Origin of the sequence: Marinobacter sp. 1-4A (assembly GCF_016597725.1) — a bacterium.
In the GTDB taxonomy this organism is placed as follows: Bacteria; Pseudomonadota; Gammaproteobacteria; order Pseudomonadales; family Oleiphilaceae; genus Marinobacter.
Window position 1 is genome coordinate 658,053 of sequence record NZ_VCGY01000002.1, and the last position, 23,165, is coordinate 681,217.

The 23,165-nt window shown below is 55.0% G+C and carries 20 protein-coding genes; 11 read left to right on the forward strand and 9 right to left on the reverse strand.

Features of this window, described 5'->3' with window-relative positions:
- Positions 1–93 precede the first annotated feature (93 nt).
- Positions 94–591, forward strand: coding sequence for a thiol peroxidase (tpx, locus tag FE845_RS06720; protein ID WP_200362634.1), 498 nt, complete (start codon positions 94–96; stop codon positions 589–591).
- A gap of 310 nt (positions 592–901) precedes the next feature.
- On the forward strand, positions 902–2,194 hold the full coding sequence (locus FE845_RS06725; RefSeq protein WP_200362869.1) for an MATE family efflux transporter: 1,293 nt from the start codon (positions 902–904) through the stop codon (positions 2,192–2,194).
- On the opposite strand, the gene FE845_RS06730 is transcribed toward FE845_RS06725, so the two are convergent.
- Positions 2,180–2,605: a thioesterase family protein gene (locus tag FE845_RS06730; RefSeq protein ID WP_200362636.1), complete on the reverse strand. Its 426-nt coding sequence runs from the start codon at positions 2,603–2,605 to the stop codon at positions 2,180–2,182. The genes FE845_RS06725 and FE845_RS06730 overlap by 15 nt on opposite strands.
- Before the next feature lie 189 nt (positions 2,606–2,794).
- On the opposite strand from FE845_RS06730, the gene FE845_RS06735 reads away from it, so the two are divergent.
- Positions 2,795–4,450, forward strand: a complete 1,656-nt coding sequence (locus tag FE845_RS06735) for an MBL fold metallo-hydrolase (protein WP_200362638.1) — start codon at positions 2,795–2,797, stop codon at positions 4,448–4,450.
- 49 nt (positions 4,451–4,499) lie between these two features.
- On the opposite strand, the gene FE845_RS06740 is transcribed toward FE845_RS06735, so the two are convergent.
- Entirely contained in the window at positions 4,500–4,658 is a 159-nt protein-coding gene (locus FE845_RS06740; protein WP_200362641.1) for a YqaE/Pmp3 family membrane protein, read from the reverse strand.
- 183 nt (positions 4,659–4,841) lie between these two features.
- Here FE845_RS06740 and FE845_RS06745 point away from each other — a divergent pair, with 183 nt between their 5' ends.
- Positions 4,842–6,266 carry a succinylglutamate desuccinylase/aspartoacylase family protein gene (locus tag FE845_RS06745; protein WP_227714120.1) on the forward strand — a complete coding sequence of 475 codons (1,425 nt, stop codon included), beginning with the start codon at positions 4,842–4,844 and terminating at the stop codon, positions 6,264–6,266.
- Positions 6,267–6,319: 53 nt separating this feature from the next.
- Positions 6,320–6,700, forward strand: coding sequence for a hypothetical protein (locus tag FE845_RS06750; RefSeq protein WP_200362644.1), 381 nt, complete (start codon positions 6,320–6,322; stop codon positions 6,698–6,700).
- Here FE845_RS06750 and FE845_RS06755 read toward each other — a convergent pair.
- Positions 6,693–7,886, reverse strand: coding sequence for a PatB family C-S lyase (locus FE845_RS06755; RefSeq protein ID WP_320159670.1), 1,194 nt, complete (start codon positions 7,884–7,886; stop codon positions 6,693–6,695). The two genes, FE845_RS06750 and FE845_RS06755, sit on opposite strands and share 8 nt — an antisense overlap.
- A 147-nt stretch (positions 7,887–8,033) precedes the next feature.
- Here FE845_RS06755 and FE845_RS06760 point away from each other — a divergent pair, with 147 nt between their 5' ends.
- The 3 genes from FE845_RS06760 to FE845_RS06770 all read left to right on the forward strand — a co-directional run bounded on the left by FE845_RS06760 (position 8,034) and on the right by FE845_RS06770 (position 12,513).
- A complete protein-coding gene (locus tag FE845_RS06760; protein ID WP_227714121.1) occupies positions 8,034–8,981 on the forward strand; it encodes an AEC family transporter in 948 nt (315 codons plus the stop codon).
- A gap of 11 nt (positions 8,982–8,992) precedes the next feature.
- On the forward strand, positions 8,993–9,883 hold the full coding sequence (locus tag FE845_RS06765; protein ID WP_200362648.1) for a prenyltransferase: 891 nt from the start codon (positions 8,993–8,995) through the stop codon (positions 9,881–9,883).
- A gap of 128 nt (positions 9,884–10,011) precedes the next feature.
- Positions 10,012–12,513 carry an acyl-CoA dehydrogenase gene (locus FE845_RS06770; RefSeq protein ID WP_200362650.1) on the forward strand — a complete coding sequence of 834 codons (2,502 nt, stop codon included), beginning with the start codon at positions 10,012–10,014 and terminating at the stop codon, positions 12,511–12,513.
- Positions 12,514–12,581: 68 nt separating this feature from the next.
- On the opposite strand, the gene FE845_RS06775 is transcribed toward FE845_RS06770, so the two are convergent.
- From FE845_RS06775 to FE845_RS06785, 3 genes are all read right to left on the reverse strand, one after another.
- Entirely contained in the window at positions 12,582–13,874 is a 1,293-nt protein-coding gene (locus FE845_RS06775) for a DSD1 family PLP-dependent enzyme (RefSeq protein ID WP_200362653.1), read from the reverse strand.
- A gap of 37 nt (positions 13,875–13,911) precedes the next feature.
- Positions 13,912–15,303, reverse strand: coding sequence for a D-arabinono-1,4-lactone oxidase (locus tag FE845_RS06780; protein WP_320159672.1), 1,392 nt, complete (start codon positions 15,301–15,303; stop codon positions 13,912–13,914).
- 118 nt (positions 15,304–15,421) lie between these two features.
- Positions 15,422–16,369: a LysR family transcriptional regulator gene (locus tag FE845_RS06785; RefSeq protein ID WP_200362657.1), complete on the reverse strand. Its 948-nt coding sequence runs from the start codon at positions 16,367–16,369 to the stop codon at positions 15,422–15,424.
- Between the two features lie 123 nt (positions 16,370–16,492).
- Between FE845_RS06785 and FE845_RS06790 the strand changes: the two genes are divergently transcribed.
- Positions 16,493–17,410 (forward strand): DMT family transporter, encoded by a 918-nt coding sequence (locus FE845_RS06790; RefSeq protein ID WP_200362659.1) that lies wholly within the window; start codon positions 16,493–16,495, stop codon positions 17,408–17,410.
- 119 nt (positions 17,411–17,529) lie between these two features.
- Here the strand turns inward: FE845_RS06790 and FE845_RS06795 are convergent, their stop codons facing one another.
- Both FE845_RS06795 and FE845_RS06800 read right to left on the reverse strand, forming a co-directional pair.
- Complete coding sequence (locus FE845_RS06795) at positions 17,530–18,093, reverse strand: gamma-glutamylcyclotransferase (RefSeq protein WP_200362661.1); 564 nt, start codon at positions 18,091–18,093, stop codon at positions 17,530–17,532.
- Positions 18,094–18,102: 9 nt separating this feature from the next.
- Entirely contained in the window at positions 18,103–18,741 is a 639-nt protein-coding gene (locus FE845_RS06800; RefSeq protein ID WP_200362663.1) for a MarC family protein, read from the reverse strand.
- Between the two features lie 157 nt (positions 18,742–18,898).
- Between FE845_RS06800 and FE845_RS06805 the strand changes: the two genes are divergently transcribed.
- Together FE845_RS06805 and pntB are read left to right on the forward strand one after the other, a co-directional pair.
- A complete protein-coding gene (locus FE845_RS06805) occupies positions 18,899–20,476 on the forward strand; it encodes a Re/Si-specific NAD(P)(+) transhydrogenase subunit alpha (RefSeq protein ID WP_200362665.1) in 1,578 nt (525 codons plus the stop codon).
- A 12-nt stretch (positions 20,477–20,488) separates the two neighbouring features.
- Positions 20,489–21,883 carry a Re/Si-specific NAD(P)(+) transhydrogenase subunit beta gene (pntB, locus tag FE845_RS06810; protein WP_200362667.1) on the forward strand — a complete coding sequence of 465 codons (1,395 nt, stop codon included), beginning with the start codon at positions 20,489–20,491 and terminating at the stop codon, positions 21,881–21,883.
- A 97-nt stretch (positions 21,884–21,980) separates the two neighbouring features.
- Here pntB and FE845_RS06815 read toward each other — a convergent pair whose 3' ends face one another.
- On the reverse strand, positions 21,981–23,093 hold the full coding sequence (locus FE845_RS06815) for an NADH:flavin oxidoreductase (RefSeq protein ID WP_200362669.1): 1,113 nt from the start codon (positions 23,091–23,093) through the stop codon (positions 21,981–21,983).
- Positions 23,094–23,165: the final 72 nt, after the last annotated feature.

Here is a 23,165-nt window from a genome sequence, read left to right on the forward strand (position 1 = left end):
TTGATACTGTTCAAAGGGATGCAAACTCATCCAAAATGAACTAAACAGAGTAAGCTGTTACCGAACATATCCGTATCATCAAAGGAGCAATTCATGAGCACAGTCACTCTCGAAGGCAACCCCATTGAACTGAGCGGAAAATTTCCGCAGAACGGTGAAACAGCACAACCGTTCACGCTCACCAACAGCGGCTTGGAAGAAGTAAAACTCGAAAGCTGGGCTGGCAAACGCAAAATCCTGAACATCATCCCCAGCATCGACACCGGCGTATGTGCTGCATCAACCCGTAAATTCAACGAGAAAGCCAGTGGACTGGACAACACCGTTGTACTGGTTATCTCTGCAGACCTACCCTTCGCGGCAGCCCGCTTCTGTGGTGCAGAGGGCCTTAAAAACGTGGTTACCCTCTCCACCTTCCGCAACTACAGCTTCCAGCAAGACTACGGCGTAGCCATCCAAGACGGCCCTCTGGCCGGACTCTGCGCCCGCGCTGTGGTAGTTCTGGATGAAGACAACAAAGTCATCCACAGCCAACTCGTCAGCGAAATCCACGACGAGCCGGATTACGACGCAGCACTGAAGGTTCTATAACCGCGAATCTTCAATCAGCCTGAAACTGGCCCAAGCACTTTAGAAAGTAGCGTTCTGTAGGCTATAGCAGGGCACGAAGTCCAGCGGGCGGGCAGGCTTTCCCAGACTGTGCATTGCCAAGGATGGCAATGCCAAGCCCCCAAGGATGGGTTCACGGCGTGTCTGGGAAAGCCTGCCTGCCCGCTGGACCTACACCGAATACAAAGAACAAACCTGTTAGACTCCCAATCCCAATCCAACACCAAGGCACCACCCCATACCCGTGAGCAACACCACCCAAACCGCCAGCCTCCCCCGCCAGCTCTACAACATGACTTGGCCCATGCTGTTTGGCGCGCTCTCACTCATGACATTCCAGCTCGCAGACAGCGCCTTTATTGGGCAGCTTGGCCGAGACCCGCTGGCTGCTCTGGGCTTCACACTGCCCATGCACCAACTCATCATAGGGCTACAGGTAGGGCTGGGTATTGCCACCACCGCCATCATTTCACGCACACTCGGATTAGGCGACGAACTCAGGGCGTTTCGCCTAGGCGGGCTGGTCATCACCGTTGGCAGTGCACTGGTATTTGTGCTCTGCATTATCTTATGGCTTTTCCAAACCCCCATCATGACCGCACTCGGCGCAGACGACACCCTGCTCCCAATGGTGCGCAGCTACTGGGTGCCCTGGCTATTCTCAGCCTGGATCGGCGCATTTTTATACTTCGGTTACAGCATTTGCCGCTCCCATGGCGACACCAAACTGCCCGGCTACATGATGGTCGCCACCAGCCTCGCCAACATCGCTCTGGACCCATTGTATATTTTCATTTTTGGTTGGGGCCTACCCGGTGCCGCCTGGGCCACAGTGACTTCCTTTGGAATCGGCTGCCTATTCATATACCGCAAACTGCTCAAACGTGGCTGGGCGCGCTTTGACCTTCGCGAACTCGCCTTGGGAAGCGCACTGAAACAACTCAACAGCATCATGGCCCCCGCCATGGTGAGCCAACTCATGCCCCCCGTCTCTGCCATGCTGGCAACCGCCATGGTCGCAGGCTTCGGCTCGGCTGCCGTTGCCGCCTGGGGGCTGGGAACACGTTTGGAGTTTTTCTCCATTGTAGTGGTACTCGCACTCACCATGTCCATGCCACCCATGATCGGCCGCATGTTGGGAGCTGGTGAAATAGAGCAAATCCGCAAACTGGTGCGGATTGCAGTGCGTTTTGTGGTGGGATGGCAACTGGCCATTGGCCTACTTTGGCTAATCGCCTCTGGTCTAGTCTCTGATCTATTCAGCAGCGATCAACAGGTGCAGGATATTCTGGGGGCCTATCTGGTGCGCGTGCCGCTCAGCTACAGCGGCCTTGGCGTGTGCATGCTGATGGTGTCTGTGTGCAATGCCCTTGGCCTTGCCTTGCGGGCATTGCTGGTTTCATCCCTGCGGCTGTTTCTGTGCTTCCTACCGCTGCTGTGGCTGGGTAGCCAACTCAACGGCATTTATGGGCTGATGAGTGGTGCATTGGTGGGTAACCTGTTTGCCGGCATTATGGCGTACAGCTTCTACCGGACCGGCATGAAGCGCCTCCGCAAAAGCAGAAACGAATCAGGCAAAGCGTGACCGAAAGCTCTCCGGCATGGGCACCACCTTCTTTTGTAGGTAGTCAAAAAACACAAACCCATACTTTGCCAAAGCAACAGGCTGGCCGCTCTCCAACTTGGTTACACGGAACACAAAGTCTCCGCCGTACTTATTGAAGTCCATCACCCCCACTTCAAAGCGCAGCATCTCCGGAAAAAAAGACTCCGACTGATACATGGTGGCTAAGTCGGTCACAATAATGCCCTTGCCGCCGCTATCGCTTTCAGGGATGTCATAACCAATCAAAAACTGGGCGCGTGCTTCCGAGAGCATCGAAACCAGAGCGTCGTTACCCAGATGGTTGGCGCCGTTAATGTCTGTTGTACGAACCTGCATAAGGGTTTCGAAACAGAAAACGTCATCGGGGAAGGAGAGTTTAATTCGGGCCACTTCAGATACCTGTGTAGCAAAATTTTGGGTGCGGCAGTGGATGATACTCTTTAGCACGGCCGTGTTCACCTCAAGATCTTGCCGCAAAAATCGGTTATCTTCGTTGTAGGTCTTTTAGCGCTAAACCCAGTCTTTGTGCATTAGGTTTGGTAACTGCGTTGGATGTAAAGGCAAGCGGAGGTTACGGTTTTGAACAATAAGAGCTCTACGGATATTCGCCCTGCGGCCACTCTGGCACTGGTGAGAGACACTCCCGGTGGCATTGAGATACTGCTGCTGCAACGCACTTGGGACGCCGTTTTTCTACCCGGCTACTACGTTTTCCCCGGTGGGGCGGTCGACCAGAAAGAAGCCCACGGGCGCGAACACGCGATGGGGCCAGAAGATACTGAGATCAGCCACACCATGAGCCTGAGCGAAGGCGGAGCGGATTACATGCTGGCTGCCGTTCGGGAATGTTTTGAAGAGGCTGGCGTGCTGCTGGCGGTGGATGCGGATAGGCACACAATAACCGGAGATCATGCGGTTCATGCCGATCGCACGGCGGTGTTCAAAGGCGAGCTCTCGCTCGCGGACCTTTGCCAACGCCATAAGCTGACCATCCCACTCGATAGGCTGGCCTATCTCAGCCACTGGGTTACCCCGCCCGGCCCTCCCCGGCGCTTTGATACTCGGTTCTTCGTTACAGAAGCACCCGAGAGCCAGCTTGTGAGCCATGATGGCGAGGAAACCATAGATCACGTATGGCTCAGCCCGGCGCAGGCACTGGAGGAACACCGGGCTGGCAAGCGCTTGATGACATTACCCACCATCAGAACGCTGCGGGTTCTGCGCGATTTCGATTCTGTGGAAACCCTGATGCGCTACGCCTGGGCCAATCCGCCAGAGTCCTACCCTAGCGACCCTTGGCCAGCGATTCGTCGTGGCAAGCCGGTGTTTTTGGAGCCGGATTCGCCCGCCTACGATGAGGCCGTTAAGCTAGACCCAGAAGGCGAAGGCACCACAAAAGCAGAGATTGTTTCGGGTGAGCCTATTGAGGTTGCCGCGGGCGTGATCCGCCTTACGGCACCCAACCCCGGCATGATGACCGGCCCGGGTACCAATACCTATATTCTGGGCCACGAGCGCTTCACCGTGCTGGATCCGGGCCCAGACCATACCGGTCACATTGAGCAGATTCTGGAGATAACGGGTGGCAAAATTGATGCAGTGGTGGTTACCCACACGCATTTAGACCACTCCCCCGGTACCCGGGCCTTAAAAGAAAGAACCGGATGCCGAGTGTATGGCCGGAAGGCCCCAGAAGGCGCCTCGCAAGATCAGGCATTCGCCCCGGATGAACAGCCTGAACATGGCGATATTATCGAAACCGATGCGGGCTCACTCAAAGCACTGCACACGCCGGGGCATGCCTCTAACCACCTATGTTTTCTGTTAAGGGACCAAGAGCTTTTGTTTTCAGGGGATCACATCATGCAGGGTTCAACGGTGGTTATAAACCCACCCGACGGCGACATGAAAGCTTACCTAGAATCACTCTATGATCTACTGGCAGAGCCGATCCGCTTCATTGCTCCGGCGCACGGCTTTTTGATGGGCCAACCGGAAGCCATCATCGATTACCTAATCACCCACCGATTGGCCAGAGAACACAAGATTGCACGTGCGCTCGACAAGCTTTCACCCGTAAATCTAAAAGACCTCACCAGCAAGGCTTACGGCGATGTGCCCACCGCCATTCACGGACTTGCTGCCCGCTCCGCTTTGGCGCACCTGCTGAAGCTAGAGGCCGATGGCCGAGCCTTGCACACAGACGGTGTCTGGCGTGCAACACCAACCACCTAAGCCATGCCCACTGGCAAATGCCCCACGCATCTGCCAGCGGCAACAATGGCTACTTTTTAGCGATTATGTACACCGCGTGCACTATACCGGGAATGTAGCCCAAAATAGTCAGCAAGATGTTGATCCAAAAGTGTTTACCAAGGCCCACTTGCAGGAACACGCCCAGCGGCGGTAACAGAATGGCAATAATAATTCGCAAAAAGTCCATACAGATAACTCCTTGTGTCGGATATAACGGGTAAGGTTCGAATACACTCCACAACCATACTATCCATAGCCGCATTATTGGTGGCTACATCATGAAGATGGCATTAAACCTTTGTTATTGCCATATCCATGACCACCGGCTGGCCTTTATCCTTGGGCCCTCGTAATTAACCTGTGAGGAATCATGCTGTTTTACAGGCCGCAAGCGCTGACCGCCCTTTCAATCACCTTGAGCACACTCCTGCTGGTATTGCCTTCAATGACGTTGGCGGAGCCCTCCGGTAATAACAGCAAAAGCAAGGCACAGCCCTCTCAGGATGCGCTATTGGCCCAGCTGGCTGAAGACGAAAACGTTGAAGATGTAGAGCGTTCAGAGCCTCTGCAAGAGGCCCATACCGAGGACAACCCTCCTGTCAAAAAGGCAAAGCCCAAACCTAAGCCCAAAGCAAAAAAGGTAGCGCCCAATATTGACCTCAAGGAGGTCGCGCCCGCTCCGTCTCCCGAGCCGCCCAAGGATCCGGCTAGTGAGGACAACTCGGATAGCGATGCGCAGGTAGTAGACGAAACGCCGGAAAACGATACAGCCGCTCCAGCAACCGAGACGCCTGCAAAGCAAACACCCGAGCCGGAAAAGAGCGAACCGCAACCCGCCAATAATTTGGTTCTGCTCGGTAGCGAGGTGTTGCCCGGCACATCCACACGCTTGGCTTGGTCATCCAATATTCAGATTGCAGGCTTGTCCCAGCCCACACCCGTGCTGGTGGTTAACGGCGTTAATGCAGGCCCTACCCTGTGCCTGACAGGCACCATTCATGGTGATGAGCTTAACGGCATCGAAATCATCCGCCAGACTATGTACGATCTTGATCCGGAAAAACTGAGTGGCAGCGTGGTGGGCATTCCCATAGTAAACCTGCCGGGATTCCAGCAGGGTAGCCGTTACCTGCCAGACCGCCGCGATTTAAACCGGCACTTCCCCGGCCGCCCGAATGGCAGCTTGGCAGATCGCATCGCCCACTCGCTTTTCGAGAACATCATCCGACACTGCGACATGCTGGTGGATATCCACACAGGTTCACTGAAGCGAACCAACCTGCCGCAGCTTCGCGCCGACATGAACAATCCCACCGTCGCAGAATTTACCCGGGGGTTTGATCGCATGGCTGTGGTGCACAGTACCGGATCACCCGGGATGCTTCGCACTGCAGCTGTGAATGCTGGCATTCGCGCCGTTACCCTCGAGGCCGGTGAGTCTCATCGCATCCAAGAGCACCAAATTGATGCCGGTGTAAACAGCCTAACCAGCTTGATGGAAAAACAGGTGATGATCTCGCGGATGTTCGTATGGGGCGATCCCCAGCCTGTTTACTACAACTCGGCTTGGGTTAGAGCAAACCACGGCGGCATTCTGTTCAGTGAGGTCAAATTGGGCGCCAAAGTTTCCAAGGGTCAGATTCTTGGCTACATCGCAGATCCCATCACCAACGCCCAATACCCTATCCACTCCAGTAGCGATGGCAGAATCATTGGCATGGCTGTGGATCAGGTGGTCATGGCGGGTTTTGCTGCCTATCACATAGGCACGGAGGCAAAAGTCCCCGGAGAATAGTATCCTATCGTTTTTAGCTAGAACGGTCTGATATACCTTCTAAGGAGCCTACTATGCTCAAACATCAAACGTTCAAATCTCGCCACCCTCTAATGGCCTCCTCTTTGCTGGCACTGCTTATCATGGCTTTTGCTAGTGCTGCCAGCGCTCAGGGTGACGAGGCCCCACAGCTACAAATGCCTGACGAGATTGTGGATGTAGACCTAGCCCCAAGCCCAACCTCCGTGCCAACGAGCAGCACCGGAGAGACCACCACGGGCCTATGCGAACAGCCAGAGCATTGGCTTTATGCAAAAACCTACAAAGAAGGCGAGATGGCAAGCCACGGGGGCAAGGTGTGGAAAGCCATTAAAACCACCAAAGGCGATATGCCGGGGATGAACGAGCCGGCTTTCTGGGAGCAGATAAAAAACCACTGTTCCGTGGTTAATTAGCAGCGTTGCGATCCTGTAACGCCTTCTCGATGCGTTGCAGCACCTCGGCCAGCACCGCTTTGGGACAGCCAATATTGAGACGCATAAAACCACTGCCTTGATCACCGAACGAGATGCCGGGGTTCATGCCCACTCCGGCATCTTGCACAAAAAACTGTTTCAACGCGGCATCATCCAGCCCCAAGTTTCGACAATCCAGCCACATGAGATAAGTACCTTCAGGTGAACTGGCTTGAATACCGGGTAGACGGGCATTGACCGTTGCCAGCACAAAATCACGGTTTTTCTGCAAATAGGCCATCAAATCGTTCAGCCAAGGTCCACCGTGGCGGTAACCCGCCTCAAACCCAGCAATGCTAAACGGATTGCACTGGGGCAAGTGCATGGAGTCGAATACGGCCTTCATGGCATTACGCCGATTCTTATCCGGAATGACCAGCGCAGATAACCCAAGCCCCGGTATGTTAAAGCTTTTGCTTGGGGCTACGGCCGTAACAAGTGCGTCATCAGGTCGAGCGAGCGTTGCCAGCATCCGGTGCCTAGGCTTGTCGGCAAAGGTTAGGTCGCAGTGAATTTCATCGGAAATCACTATCAAATCATGTCGGCGGGCAATGTCCAGAACTGCCTCCAACTCCTGCTCTGACCAAATTCGCCCAACCGGGTTATGGGGTGAACACAGCATCAGTAAACGGGCATCGGCGCGCGCTGCGCAGATTTCCAAATGGTCCAGATCCATCCGGTAATGCCCGGTTTGCTCATCGCGTATCAAGGGGTTTTCAATAAGAGCCCGGCCACTTAAACGCACAGAACTGAAAAACGGCGGATACACCGGTGGCTGAACAATCACACCCTCGCCCGGTCGAGCGTAAGCCATGCACGCCGCATGCAAAGAGGGTACAACACCGGGCGCCATCAAAATCCATTCGCGCTGAATTTTCCAGCTATGCCGCTCACTAAACCAATCCACTATTGATTGGTACACGCTTTCGGGGAATAGGGTATAGCCGTAAACCGGGTGCGCCGCGCGCTCCGACAACGCCTTGGTTATGGCCGCTGGCACAGGGAAATCCATGTCTGCCACCCAAGCCGGTATCACGTCCTCACGACCAAACACGGCCTTGCGGGCATCAAATTTTACCGAACGGGTGTTCTCGCGATTAAGCGGTTGATCAAACGGGACTGTCACTGGCGAACTCCACAACCGGTTAGCAATTAAATAGTTCGGCTTATTGTGAGTGGCTACCGCCACCATCGCAACCAAGGTGTCCTGTTCTGAGCCGGCGCATTCTGCTTTGGTCGAGTTCAGTGCAATAATGCTTGCGGTAGTACCGAAATGCTTGCGAACCTAACCGTTTATCTGCACACCATCACCCCGCGCCCGTTGGAGCTTTTAATGATTGGCCAGATTCTTTCTACCTTGCTGCCGGTATTTCTTATTGCTGGTTGCGGCGCCCTTTACGGTCGGTTTCGCACCCCGGATATTCGGGGGCTGAACGTACTGAACATGGAACTGTTTGTTCCCATGTTGGTTTTTGCAGTGCTGGCCGACCAGCAGGCACCGCTACAGGACTACGCCGGACTTGCACTTGCGGCAACGGTTGTCGTTCTAGGCTCGGGAATTGTGCTATACCCACTGGCGCGGGCTCTCAACCTGAATCTAAAAACTTTTCTGCCGCCGATGATGTTCAACAACTCCGGCAACATGGGTATTCCGTTGTTGGTTCTGGCCTTCGGCGAAGCGGCTTTGCCAGCCGCGATTGTGCTGTTTATTGTGGAAATGCTGCTGCACTTCTCCGTGGGGCTATACATGCTAGACCCACACACGTCCATTTTACAGCGCCTGAGACTGCCCATTGTGTTTGCCAGTATCGCAGGGCTGGCGGTGAACATTGGCGGCATTGCTCTACCCGGTTGGCTGTTACACTCCCTGAATATGCTCGGCGAAATCTGCATACCACTCATGCTGTTTACGCTGGGCGTGCGCATGCTGGATATCGACTTTAGCGACTGGAAACTGGGTATGCTCGGCGCCATTGCCTGCCCGGTCAGTGGGTTGCTGCTGGCGTGGCCCATGATTGCACTGCTTGATCTACCCGGCCTGCAAATCGCTTCTCTTTGGGTGTTCGCCGCCCTGCCCCCTGCGGTGCTCAATTACATGGTGGCAGAGCAATACCAACAAGAGCCCCATAAGGTGGCTTCTCTCGTACTAATAAGTAATCTTGGCAGCCTTATTGTTATGCCGATTGTGCTCGGGTTGGTTTTTGCTGCCGGTTATATCTGAGGAAATAACGAATGTCTGAAACTGTTGCGGTGTTGCGCGCCTCCCGCCCTAACTTTCTAATTCTTGCGCCTTTATGCGTTGGGCTGGGCGTTGCAGCGGCCTGGCAACAGGGTTCGCCACCGGCATTGCTGGATACACTGCTGGTCTTTGTTGGCGCACTGCTGGCCCACGCGGCGGTAAATCTGCTCAACGAATATGAGGATTTTGTCTCCGGGCTCGACCTGATTACCTCCCGCACACCCTTCTCCGGTGGCAGCGGAGCACTCCCGGAGACTCCCGGCGCGGCAAAGCGCGTGTTGGTAGCTGCCCTCGGCACTCTGGCCTTGGTTGTCCTCATCGGCCTGTATTTTCTCTGCCAGCGCGGGCTTCCCATGTTGGTTTTGGGCACTGCCGGTGTTGTACTTGTGCTTACCTACACCCGTTGGATTACCCGCTCCCCTTTGTTGTGCCTTTTTGCCCCGGGAATGGGTTTCGGGCCGGTCATGATTTTAGGCACTCTGGTGGCACTAGGGGCTAGGCTTGATGCCACGGCCATCACCGTATCGGTGACCATCCTTTTGCTGGTGAGCGAACTGCTGCTTATCAATCAGATACCCGATGCCGAGGCCGATCGCAAAATAGGCCGTCGCCACTTGGTTATTACCCTTGGCACCCGTGCCGCTGCCCGTCTGGTATCTGCATTGTTCCTCTCGGGGTATGCTGTTTTGGTAGTGGGGATAGTCACCGGCTGGCTGCCACTGCCGTCTATACTGTCATTAGCAACCGCACCCTTTGCACTTTGGCTGGTTTGGAAGCTTCCGGGCGCACTCAACCAACCGGATTCGCTCAACACACTGCTGGGCACCAATGTGGCCATCCTTCTAGCCACCTTGGCCCTGCTGATTGTTGGTTTGAGCCTCTAAGCTAACGCAATGGCAATCTATGCGCTGCGGCATTGTCCTTGCAAGTAAAGCGACTTTGACCGAAGGTTATTTAGAGGTTCTTTAACCCCGAAATTTTCTAATTTCATTCACGATACGGAGGTCTACCCATGAGTGTACTTTTACTGCTCATTAGTGCCCTGATTCTGATTTATGTGGGAATTGGCGGCACCACCGCCGCTGTGGTGATGTCCATCGCAACCCTGATTGGGGTGTTTCAGGATGAATGGCACATTGCCAGTGTTCTGTTTGGCGGTCTTTTTTTAGCTTTGGCCCTGATTCTGGTTATTCCAAGCGAGTTGCGCCTCGACAAATTTAGCCGCCCCCTGCTGGGCTGGGTTCGCAGCCGCCTTCCGAAGCTCTCCTCCACAGAAGAAGAAGCACTGAAATCCGGCTCTGTAGACTGGGACGGCGAACTGTTTTCCGGCAAGCCAGAGTGGTCCAAACTACTGGATGCCAGACCTGCGCACCTAACAAGCGAAGAGCAGGCGTTTCTCGATGGCCCGGTAGAAAAACTCTGCGCCATGCTGGACGACTGGAAAATCACCCACGAACACTACGACCTGCCGGAAAAAGCCTGGAAGTTTATCCGTGAAAACGGCTTTTTCGGCTTGGTGATTCCGAAAGAAGACGGCGGTATGGGATTCTCCAACACGGCCCACTCGGAAATCGTGATGAAGATTTCTACCCGCAGTGTGTCTGCGGCCGTTACCGTTATGGTTCCAAACTCCCTCGGCCCGGGTGAGTTGTTGATGCACTACGGCACCGATGAGCAGAAAAAACACTACCTGCCCCGTTTGGCAGGCGGTGAAGAAATCCCCTGCTTTGCCCTGACCTCGCCGATTGCTGGCTCTGATGCGGGCGCCATTCCCGATAAAGGCATCGTGTGCAAAGGCCAATGGAACGGCAAAGAAGTCTTGGGCTTGAAAGTCACCTGGAACAAGCGCTATATCACCTTAGCTCCAGTTGCTACGCTGATTGGCCTAGCCATCAAGGTTTACGATCCCGAAAGCCTGCTGGGCGAGAACGCCGACATAGGCGTAACCTGCGTTCTGGTTCCCCGTGATACGGAAGGCGTACACGCAGGCGCTCGCCACCTGCCGATGAATACCGTATTCATGAACGGGCCCACCTGGGGCACAGAGGTGTTTATCCCCATGGATCAGGTTATCGGTGGTCAGGAAATGCTCGGTAAAGGCTGGACCATGCTGCTGGAGTGCCTGTCCATTGGCCGCTCCATTTCCCTGCCCGCTTTGGGTACCGGGGCCGGTAAGGTTGCCAGCCTGGCAACCGGCTCCTACGCCTATACGCGCGAGCAGTTCGGTCGCTCCATCAGTCAATTTGAGGGTGTTCAGGAAGCTCTGGAGCCTATCGCAGGCTACACCTACATGATGGATGCAGCTCGCTTGCTCACCTCCGGCATGCTAGACCGAGGCGTTCGGCCAGCCGTGCCCTCGGCACTTCTGAAGTACCGCAATACCGATCTAATGCGCATAGTAATCAACCACGCCATGGACGTAGTCGCAGGCCGTGGCGTCATTACCGGCCCCCGCAACTTTATGGCCCGCGCCTACAATGCGGTGCCCATCGGTATTACGGTGGAGGGTGCAAACATTCTGACCCGCAGCCTGATGGTGTTTGGCCAGGGCGCCATTCGCTGTCATCCGTTTATCGTTGAAGAAATTGCCGCCGCCGGTATGGAAGACGAAGATCAGGCCGCGAAAAAATTCGACAGTATCTTCTACCGCCACCTGGCCCACACCACGCGGAATGCTCTGCGGGCTCTGGTTCTAGGCCTTACCGGTGGTTTGCTTGAATCGGTTCCCGCACAGGGCAATATCAAGTCATCTTACCGCCAGCTGGCGCGCTTTTCAGCCGCATTTGCGTTGATGACCGATGTCACTCTGCTCTCCGTAGGCGGAGGCCTTAAAGCCAAGCAACGCCTCTCTGGGCGAATGGCAGACTGCCTCGTGCAGTTGTACTACGCGTCTGCAGTTATCAAACAGTGGCACGAAGAAGGCTACCCGGATGACCAACTCCCGGTGGTGGAGTGGTGCCTGCAAACCTGCCTGCGCGACCTGCAAGACTCCATGCGCGAAGCGATTATCAACTTCCCGGTACCGGCTCTGCGCTGGCCGCTGCGCCTGCTGGTGTTCCCGTTGGGTGCCACAGGCCTTAACGGGCCAGACGACAAGCTGGGCACCCGCGTAGCCGCTAGTATTGTTAAGGACACCCCACTACGCCAGCGCATCAGCCGAGGTGCCTACACCACCATGGACCCGGAGGATTCTCTGGGACGGGTTTTGAATGCCTACAAACTGGCAAACGAAACTGCCGACATGCGCAGCCGCCTTCACGACGCTATTCGCAATCGTGATGAAAACGACCTCGACGGTATCGCATTGTTGATGGGCCACCAGCGTAAAGAACTGGTGGACTGGGCTTGCGCCGAGGGCGTTGTGAAAGCCGATGAGTGCGAAAAACTTGAAGAAGCACTAACGGCTTTGTATGACGTTATCCGGGTAGATGCGTTTGATGAAGAGGGCCTGAAGGCGCTGTCTCGATGCGCCAAAGGTAAACGCAAAGTGGTTGAAAGGCCTGCAGCAGAGTAGTACAAACTCTGCAGTATTGTTGGCGGCCAGTGTTTCAGGCGCTGGCCGCCAACTCTATTATTCGATAGCTATGCTCTGGAGCCTTCCTGATACACTGGCCAGTGCTCCACAATCTTGCCCTTCCGCATAGCCAATATATCGCCAAACTGCAGCAACACCGACTCGCTCTGCTGCGGTCGTAAAAACACCTGATCGCCCACTTCCAGCCCCACGCCGGGTGAGGCGTTAACCAACTCTTGATTGGAACTCCTGCCATACAGGCTGTTGCTCTGTAAGCCTTCTGGCGCGACGAAATCGGCCAGCCAGTTGCCACCATATATAAAATAACTGGCACGCTGGTTTACATCCCACCATGAGAAGATTTTTGATTTGCCGTCCAGCGCCGGAATATTCACCGGCCCCGTGGATTTCAAAACCGGGCTGGCAATAAATGCCGCAGGCACGTGATCACTCAATGATGGCAAATCAAAGTGCGTGGGCATCACCATGGCAGAGCCCACCGCCAACTCCGAGCTCAGGGTTTCGGTTTCGTGCAGTCGATAGCTGGGGCTACCTGCAGTATTGAGTGTAAGACCTTCCAGCCAGAGTGCCGGATATTGCTTTCGGGTGAAATCGACAAAGCCCTGATAGCGCGCCATTACCTTGCTAAGGAGTGCTTCTGGAGAACCGAGAACCGATGGCAACTCCATGCCGACAAAGGGGTCATAACCCATAAAGCCTGCGAACTCTAAATGCTCCGAGTTACTTGCAATCAGGCCAAGCAGAGCATCCAACGTGTTGTTATCGGCCACACCACCGCGATGCAGGCCTACGTCCAGCTCAATATTGATCCGGAACTTGCTGTTACGCGCTTGCGCTACTTGTAGGTATTCCTGCAACCGCTCGGGAGAATCAATCAGCCATTGAATGCGCGCGGTTGGCTCATCCTGCCCCTGATGCTGTTGGTAAAACACCTGAGCCGAGCGGGCTGGCAGCGGCTTACCCAGCAAAATGTCTGCTTTCGGGAAATACTCGGCAGTCTGGTTCAAAAAAGGCTGGTGGAAGGACATCAGTTTGTCTGTGCCTGTGCGGCTAACAATGTACTGCAACAGGCCCCGGCAAGGCAGTGATTTTTCAACCAGACGCAAGGCTTTGCCACTGCGTTGCACAGAGGCAGTCACCACATCAATGTTGTGATCAAGCCGATCGAGATCTACCAGCAAAACCGGCCGCATAGGCCCGGTGCTTTTGAGCTCTGCGTTCAGGGCTTGAAAATAGGCCGTGTAAGGCCTGCCTTTGTCTTCAGGGCGCAACCACGCAGCACTGGCCAGCATAGCGGCACCACCCAGCAGACCGGTGAACAGAAAACCACGACGATTCACGATACTCTCTCCCTAAAGGCCTCCTTCAAAACCTCCCTCACGCCCCCATAATTTTGCGTAAGTGGCCGTTCAAAAATCGCCCCTGCGGGTCCAGGTTCTGCCGTAGCCCGGTAAACTCGCTCCATTGGGGGTAAAGTTGTTTCAGGTGTCGCGAATTCAACGTGTGCAGCTTGCCCCAATGGGGTCTGCCGTTGTACTTCCAGAAGACCGGCTCTATGGCCGCAAAAAAGTTGTGGTAATCCATGCTGTAATGCTGATGCACTGAAATAGCACAACTATCTCGCCCTTGAAACATGCTCAATGGCGCATCGTCAGCCTTCACATAGCGATATTCAATGGGAAACCAGGTGGACAGGTTGTTGCGCTCGATCAGCTGCAAAATTTCTCTCAGGCAGGCTGGGCCCTGCTCTGCAGGCACGGAGTATTCCATTTCGTTAAAGCGCACGGAGCGCACGTTGGAATAGATCTCGTAGGACTCGCCAATGCGCTCATCAAAGGTCGCAAAGTGCTGGAGGTTGTTCAGCAAAAAACGTCGGGCCGCCGGGAAGTCACTGCCGTATTTGTCGAGCTTTTCCAACAGGGTGACAAATTCATTGCCGCCACTTTCCGCCTTGTTTACCGGGGGAGTGGCGGGCTCGTCGGTTTCGTTCAATGCAACCGCCAAAGCGTAGTCAGAGTGGGTAATCACCAGCATTTCCCAGTGCTGGTTTTCGGAAACATGCTTGTCTATATCCGCCAGCAAGTCTTCTGTTTTGGCGACCCACATGTTTTCCCGCAGGCGGTACGCAGGCCGGTTTTGCAGGGTTAGCCGGGTGATAACTCCCAATGCACCCATAGATACTTTGGCAGCATTGAAAATTTCAGGGTTACGGCTAGCGTCGCAATCCAGCACCTCTCCGCCCGCCGTCACTAGCTGCAAACCCGCTACATAGCTGGAATAGGAGCCATAATTGATGCCTGTGCCATGGGTGGATGTAGCAACAGCACCGCCCAGAGTCTGGTGATCAATATCCGCCATATTGATAAAGCCCTGACCCACTTCATTCAATGCCATGCCCATAAGCGCCATGGAAGTACCGGCTCCAAACTCTGCCTGATGGGTTGCCGAATCATGGCTAAGCATTCCGCTGAAATAACCCAGAGAAAGCAGCGTGTCATCGGTTGGCACCAGCGGGCTGAACGAGTGGCCTGCGCCAACCGGGCGAATGGTGCCGGTGCTGTTGGCAATGATGCTCACCAACTCATCCAGACTTTTTGGCGTTAATTGATGCGCTGGCAAACAGCTCTGCGCACCGGACCAGTTACGCCATGGGCTCATGCGTTCCGGGTTCAGCGCCTGTGCGAGCGCAACCGGGCTGGCAAAGGCGCCCAGAGCTCCAAGGGCACCAGCGACTTGTAAAAATTGGCGACGATCTAACGACATGTGGATTCCTTGCACACTGCACTTTCTGGCAGCTATGTTGTTCTTGATACAAGGATACCGGCTACACAACGATTGTTTGAGAGTACTAGCGCTCATAAATCGGATTGAGTGCCGACGATTGACACTATTCCGACCTCAACCCCCCTCTAATGGCCTCACCCACCAGCCAGCCTCTTAGCAATTGAATACTCCGCTCCCTGCGCCTGCTCGTTTTCCAGGCGAAATAGAACCGATCGCCAGTTACCAGCGGGTAACAAGGCAAGCGCACAAACTCTTCAGAGTCTTTACGGGTGCTCAACATGTAGTCGTTGGTCAGAGCAATGCCCTGATGAAAGCGCGCCGCTTCCAGAGCCAGCAACATGTGGCTGAAATGCTGAACGCGACTGCCGGAAGGCAAGGGCTGTGCCACGGTTTGAAACCAAGCTTCCCAGTCTCCAGCGGCTTTATCATAGATGCTGTAGGTGGATAACAGAGGGAAGCGCGCTACCTCGGCGGGGGTCATAGCTGGCTCATCGCGCCCGGTAACATCCGTTTCCCGCCCCAGCTCCCTTCGGATGCGTTGCCAATAGTCTTGACTGCACACCGGGAAAAGCCGCTCCACATACAAAAGCTCGTAACTGTAAGCCGGGGAGTCTCGGTGGATGGTGATAAAGCAATCCGCCACCCGATCCGACAGCACCGGGTTTTCGCTGGTCATTTCCAAGGCCAACTCCACCTGCGGATGCAGGCGCTGCAAATCCGGCAGCCGTGGCACCAGCCAGCGCACCGCAAAGGAACTAAAGAGCGCCAACCGCAGCCGGGACTCCTCACGCCCCATAAGTTGCTCACTGGCCCGCTCTATTTGCAACAACGCCGTACCAATGGCATCCAGATACTGGCGGCCCTCGTCGGTCATCGAGAGAGTTCGCCCACTGCGCCAAAACAACTTTTCACCGAGGTAGGTTTCCAGTTGTTTGATTTGATGGCTCACCGCGCTCTGGGTTACCGCCAGCTCCTCCGCAGCCAGTGAAAAGCTGTTAAGGCGGGCAACCGCTTCGAATACCGGCAAGGCTTTGAGAGGGGGCAGTTTCATTATCTATTTATCTAATAGAAGGCTAATAAACATCATTTTATCGGATATTAAATCGCAGATAGACTAAAACTGCCACTCTATCTTTCTTTACGTTATTCATTTTTGACATTCAGGAAACCAACCATGGCAGGTAAAACGGTTAACAGCGCTATTCTTTTGCTTGTGCTTGGCAATGCCATGGCGCTGATATCGGACGTATTTATCAAACTGATGGAACCGGGCGCGCCCATTCTTCAGTTCGCGTTTTTACGTTGCCTGATCACCCTCTTATTCCTGCTACCTTTGGCCCGCAAGATCGACCGCACCAACTTGTTTGGCGGCATAAGAGTTCACGCCATAAGAGCACACGTTCATCTGGTTGGCCTGCTGTGCATGATCGTCGCCTTAAGCAACCTGCCTCTGGCCACAGCCAACGCGGTGTTTTACGCGGCGCCGATTCTGGTGATGGTGTTTTCGGTGGTTATCTTCCGGGAGTCGCTGTCACCTTTGAGTGTGCTTGCGGTATTCAGCGGCTTTGCAGGCATCATCGTTATCCTGCGCCCGGTAGAATTCAATTGGGCGGCTGTAGCGGCGCTGGGATCCGCCCTCACACTGGCAATCAACGCAGTGATGGTGCGAAAGCTGCCCAAGGGCCAGACCACGGTGCACAAGCTGTTTCTCAACTACTTGCTGGTGATTCCGGTGTCTGGATTGCTGGCGGTATGGGAGTGGCAACAGGGTGCTACTTGGCACCCAGAAATTCTGTTTACAGCGGCAGCTTCGGCGTTTTTTATTCTGGGGTACAACATCACCGTTTTGCTCGCCTACAGGCAGGTGGATGCAAACCAGGTAACCAGTGCTGAATACACTGGGCTGATTTGGGCCGTGGCTATCGGCTGGATCTGGTTTAACGAAGTGCCGGACTGGTGGTTTCTGGTGGGCAGTTTGATGGTTATTGTGCCATTGGTGATGATCGGCCTGAACCAGCGTCGCAAATCACCTCCCAGAGGCTTTAACCCTGCGGCCCGAGATGATCAACAAGCGGCCACTGCAAAAGCCTGACGCAACCGAGGGCGGGCACCTCCCGAAACTGTGCGGAGCCAAGCGTACACGGACGTATTCACAGCGTGTTTCGGAAGGTGCCCCGTCCTCGGTTGCTTCCCCGAAGCTAAGGCTCTTGCTCAGGAGTTTTGCTTAAGGTGCGATTCGATTGCAAAAGTATGAGTACACTCATCACCCAATGCCCGCAAAGACTCTGCAAGCCTGAGCAAATATTCAGAATTGGGGCCACTCGGACCAACCGCAGAAGCAATCTGCCGCGCTATGTCTCCGTCCGGCGCATGGCCAAGAAAGGCTTCGTTGTCTTCCGTGGCAATGTAAACCAGCCCCTCACCGTGACTGCCGTTATCGAACGTCAAAGTTGTGGTGAATCGCAGATAACCATTCTTTTCCCGCACATCCAAATGCTCGAAAACCTTTGGTGAAACCCGAAACGCCATGCCCTTGCAAACTGCTTCAGGCTGCTCGATCAGAGTCACTACGCGCCCCGGCGCTTCAGGAGTGCCCCGGTGGTCGTGAGAACCCTGCCAGAACCGGCGGGCCCAGCCCTGAATCGAGGCGGGGCATTTTTCCAAATACGGGAAATCCACTTTGTAAATCAGCGAGCCATAGCCAAACAACCAGATCGAATCGATACCGGAGAAGTCCTGTCGATTGCGGTTGTGCTCAGTGGTGTCGGTGGACATTACTCTTCCTTATGCTCCCAATAACCCCGAATTGGCGATAAAACCTGTAATGCCGGACAGCACAATTTCTGCCGCCATGGCCGAGAGTACAAGACCGCTGATCTTTGAAAGGATGTTAAGGCCGGTTTTGCCCAAGGCTTTTTCCAGATAACCGGACAAGTGCAGCAAAATACCCAAAATCAGGAGGCCGGAAAGCAGGCCCAGCAGCCCGCCAGCAACTTCCGGGGCACTCTTGAGCTCAGCGCCGTATACCAGAATAGCACCAATGGTGGCGGGGCCGATCATCACCGGAACGGCCAAGGGTACAACCGCTATATCATCCCGCTCTTCTTCCGGCAGGCCGGTGGCGTGGTTACGGGTGCCGCTGGTGACCAGACTGATGGCAGTGAGGAACAGCAGCGTACCGGCACCAATACGGAAAGAGTTCAAGGTAATGCCAATGGCACTGAACAGCACCGGGCCGCCAAAGAACAATATCACGCCCATAACGGATGCCGCGATACAGGCCCGGCGAATAATCGAGGCTTTTTCAGCCGCAGGCAGCCCTCGGGTCAAGGCAATAAACATAGAGACGGCAAAGAAGGGCGCCAACAGAAACAGGAAGCGAATCGTGCTGCTGACATAGGTACTGAAAAACATTTCAATCATCAAAAATATCCGGTCCGGAAAAAGATGCAAAGCATAGCGCCAATCCGCAATGCCTTCCGTACGCAACAGGACGTATGGCAAGCAAAGTCCCGAATTTGCACTAGGCTGAGTGTAGCTCCCCTTCATTTCATCGGCTCAAACACAGGGCGTTTGCATCATGAAGATTAGCATTCCAAAAGAGATATTTAGCGACGAACGGCGGGTGGCAGCAACGCCGCCTTCAGTACACAAACTGATCAATCTGGGCTACGAAGTTACCGTTGAAGCCGGAGCAGGCGAAGCGGCGCATTACCGCGATGAAGCCTATGAAGCCGTTGGCGCAACAATCGCTGTAGACACCCGTTCCTTATGGAACAACGCGGATTTCATTCTAAAAGTGCGTGCGCCCATGCGGAATCCGGCACTGGGTAAGCACGAAGCCGACCTCATGAAGGAAGGCGCCTTTCTTGTCAGTTACATCTGGCCAGCTCAAAACTCCGAGCTTCTTAATAAGCTTGCGGCCCGCAACATCACCACGTTTGCCATCGACAGTCTGCCCCGGATTAGCCGTGCGCAGAAAATGGATGCGCTGAGCGCCATGGCCAATATCGCCGGGTATCGTGCGGTGGTAGAAGCAGCCAATCACTTCGGGCGCTTTTTCACCGGCCAAATGACCGCAGCGGGCAAGGTACCGCCAGCCAAGGTGATGGTGATCGGGGCCGGTGTAGCGGGGCTTGCGGCGGTAGGTGCAGCCAACAGTTTGGGGGCTATCGTCCGGGCCTTCGATACCCGACTGGAAGTGAAGGAACAGATTGAAAGCATGGGTGCCGAATTTCTGCAGCTGGATTTTGGCGAGGAGGAAGGCAGCGGCACCGGCGGTTACGCCAAGCAGATGAGCGATGAGTTCATTAAGGCGGAAATGGCGCTTTTTGCAGAGCAGGCCAAAGAGGTGGATATCATCATCACCACCGCTCTGATTCCCGGTAAGCCCGCACCGAAACTGATAACGGCGGACATGGTGAAATCCATGAAACCCGGCAGTGTGATTGTGGATCTGGCCTCAGAGCGCGGCGGCAACTGCGAACTCACAGAACCCGGGAAAATCGTTGAGCAACATGATGTGACGCTGATCGGCTATACAGATCTGCCCAGCCGCATGGCCAAGGTGGCCAGTGATCTATACGCTACCAACCTGTTTCACCTACTTACCGAACTGACACCGGATAAAGACGGCAAGCCACAAGTGAACATGGAAGACGATGTGATTCGTGGCCTCACCGTAGTGCTGGACAAGGATGTAACCTGGCCTCCACCGCAACCCCAGACACCAACCAGCCCTAAGCCAGCGCCCGGTACAGAAGAGCCCTCGGCAGAGCAGAAAGCGGCTGCGCACAAAGAATCCCAGCGCCGTAGCCTGATTGGCAAAGGCGCCGTGCTGGTTGTCACCCTTGCGGCGCTGTATGGCGTGGGCGCCCATGCGCCGGAGAGCTTTCTGCGTCACTTTACTGTGTTTGTGCTGGCCTGCTTTATCGGCTGGCAGGTTGTGTGGAACGTAACCGCCTCCCTGCATACCCCCTTGATGAGTGTCACCAACGCCATCAGCGGCATTATCGTGATCGGAGCCATTCTGCATCTGGCTCAGGCGGATAACGTCGCGGTCGGGATTATGGCCTTTGTGGCGGTGCTGATTGCCAGCATCAACGTAGGGGGCGGCTTCCGGGTCACCCATCGCATGCTCAAAATGTTCCGAAAATAAGGGGTCACCGCCATGAGTACAGGACTCGTCAGTGTGGCCTACGTGGTCGCCAGCGTATTGTTTATTCTCAGCCTTGGAGGCTTGAGCCATCAAGAATCCGCGCGCCGGGGCAACCTTTATGGTGTTGCCGGAATTCTGATTGCGCTCGTGGCTACCATGGTCAGCGTGAGTAACAGCGGCGTTGTCGCTATCGTGATTGCCGTGCTGGCGGGTGCCAGTATCGGTATTGTCATCGCCAACAAAGTCGAAATGACCCAAATGCCACAACTGGTAGCCCTGCTGCACAGTTTTGTAGGTCTGGCCGCTGTGTTAGTGGGTTTCACCGGTTATATAGATCCGCTGATCCATAGCACGGGTGCCGAACACACCATCAAGCTGGTGGAAGTGTTTGTGGGCATCTTTATCGGCGCCGTCACTTTCACCGGCTCCCTAGTGGCATGCGGCAAGTTGGACGGTCGTATCGATAGCAAGGCGCTTACCCTGCCCGGTCGACACCTGATGAATCTGGCCGCCCTAGGCGTATCGATTCTGTTAGGTGTCTGGTTCTTGAACACCGGTAGCATGGCGCTAGGCTTAGTCGCTCTGGTACTCATGACTGCTATTGCCGCCGTTCTCGGGGTGCACCTGATCATGGCCATTGGCGGTGCCGATATGCCGGTGGTTGTATCCATGCTCAACAGCTATTCCGGTTGGGCCGCGGCTTCCATCGGCTTTATGCTGGGCAACGACCTGCTGATCGTGACCGGTGCCTTGGTGGGCAGCAGTGGCGCTATTCTCAGTTACATCATGTGCAAGGCCATGAACCGTTCGTTTATCAGCGTTATCCTCGGCGGATTTGGTCAGACCAGTGGCAGTTCTGCCGCTGCAGGGCCGGAACAAACAGCGTTGGAAACCAATGCAGACGAGGTATGCGAAGAGCTGCGCAACGCCGATTCAGTCATTATTGTGCCCGGCTACGGCATGGCGGTAGCTCAGGCCCAGAGCGGTGTGAGCGATATGACCAAGCTGCTGCGGGAGCGCGGCGTGAATGTGCGCTTTGGCATTCACCCGGTTGCCGGTCGCCTGCCCGGACACATGAACGTGTTACTGGCAGAAGCTCATGTGCCATACGACATAGTGCTGGAAATGGACGAGATCAACGAGGATTTCCCGTCAACTGACGTGGTGCTGGTGATCGGCGCCAACGACACGGTAAACCCGGCAGCGGCGGAAGATCCGGGCAGCCCCATCGCGGGCATGCCGGTGCTTGAGGTGTGGAAAGCTCGGCAAGTGGTCATTCTTAAACGGGGTATGGCAACAGGCTATTCCGGGGTGGAAAATCCGCTGTTCTTTAAGGACAACTCACGCATGCTGTTCGGCGATGCCAAAGACAGTATCGACAAGTTAGTGAGCGGGTTGCGGGAATAAGCCATAGAGTCTACGTGAGAATTCCATAAAAACACTCCCATCGCTTGCTCAAGCGATGGGAGTGTTTTGCGATCACGAGGGCATAGCTTGCCTAAGCTCAGTACAGCTTGGTAAGTGACTTACGGGCAAAGTCATCTACCTCGCCAAGCCGTCCTTCCTTCACTTTGATGAGCCATTCCGGGTCTTGCAGCAACGCCCGACCCACAGCAATCAGTTCGAACTCGTGGTTGTTCATGCGCTCTACCAGCTCGTCGATACCAGACTGCTCAACCGACTCTTGTTTGCTGGCCATGGTGCCGCTAATAAAGTCTTCCGTTAGGCCAACACTGCCAACCGACATGGTGGGCTTGCCGGATAACTTCTGCGTCCAACCTGCCAAGTTGAGGCTGGAGCCTTCAAACTCAGGTTCCCAGAACCGACGAGTCGAAGCGTGGAAAATATCCACACCGGCGTCAACGAGGGGTTTGAGGAATTGCTCTAGCTCTTCAGGACTGTTCACCAGTTTTGCGTCGTAATCTTGCTGTTTCCACTGTGAGAAGCGCAGCATAATGGGGAAATCAGGCCCCACGCGATGGCGCACTGCCTCCACGATCTCGACAACGAAGCGCAGGCGGTTTTCCATGCTGCCGCCGTATTCATCTTCACGCTGGTTGGTGCCTTCCCAAAGAAACTGGTCCAGTAAGTAACCATGGGCACCGTGAATCTCAACGCCATCAAAACCCAGCGCTTTAGCATCCTGAGCCGCATCCGCAAACGCGGTGATCACATCGTCGATATCGCCTTTGCTCATAGCCTTGCCATTGGGCTTACCCGGCGCAAATAGGCCAGATGGGCTATAACCGGGAGCCGAAGGATCAGGCTCTGTGCCTTCCTTGCGCACCGCACCCACGTGCCAAAGCTGCGGGAAGATGGCACCGCCAGCCGCGTGTACTGCATCGACAACATTCTTCCAACCCGCCAGCGCTTCATCACCATAAAACGCGGGTACATTCGGGTAACCGTTGGCACCGACGTGGTTTACCGTTGTACCTTCCGTGATGATCAAGCCCACACCGGCTTCGGCACGGCGCCGGTAGTAGGCCACGACATTTTCTCCGGGCACGCCTTTGGGCGAAAAGTTCCGGGTCATAGGTGCCATGGCTACGCGGTTACGGAGGGTAAGGTTGTGAAGCTCAAAAGGTTCAAACATGGGGCCGAGATTCATGGTCATTCGATACTACTCCCTGACAACATTGGGCGTTAAAGGCAATAACTTGACAACAGAAGTTAGCTACCTTGCTAA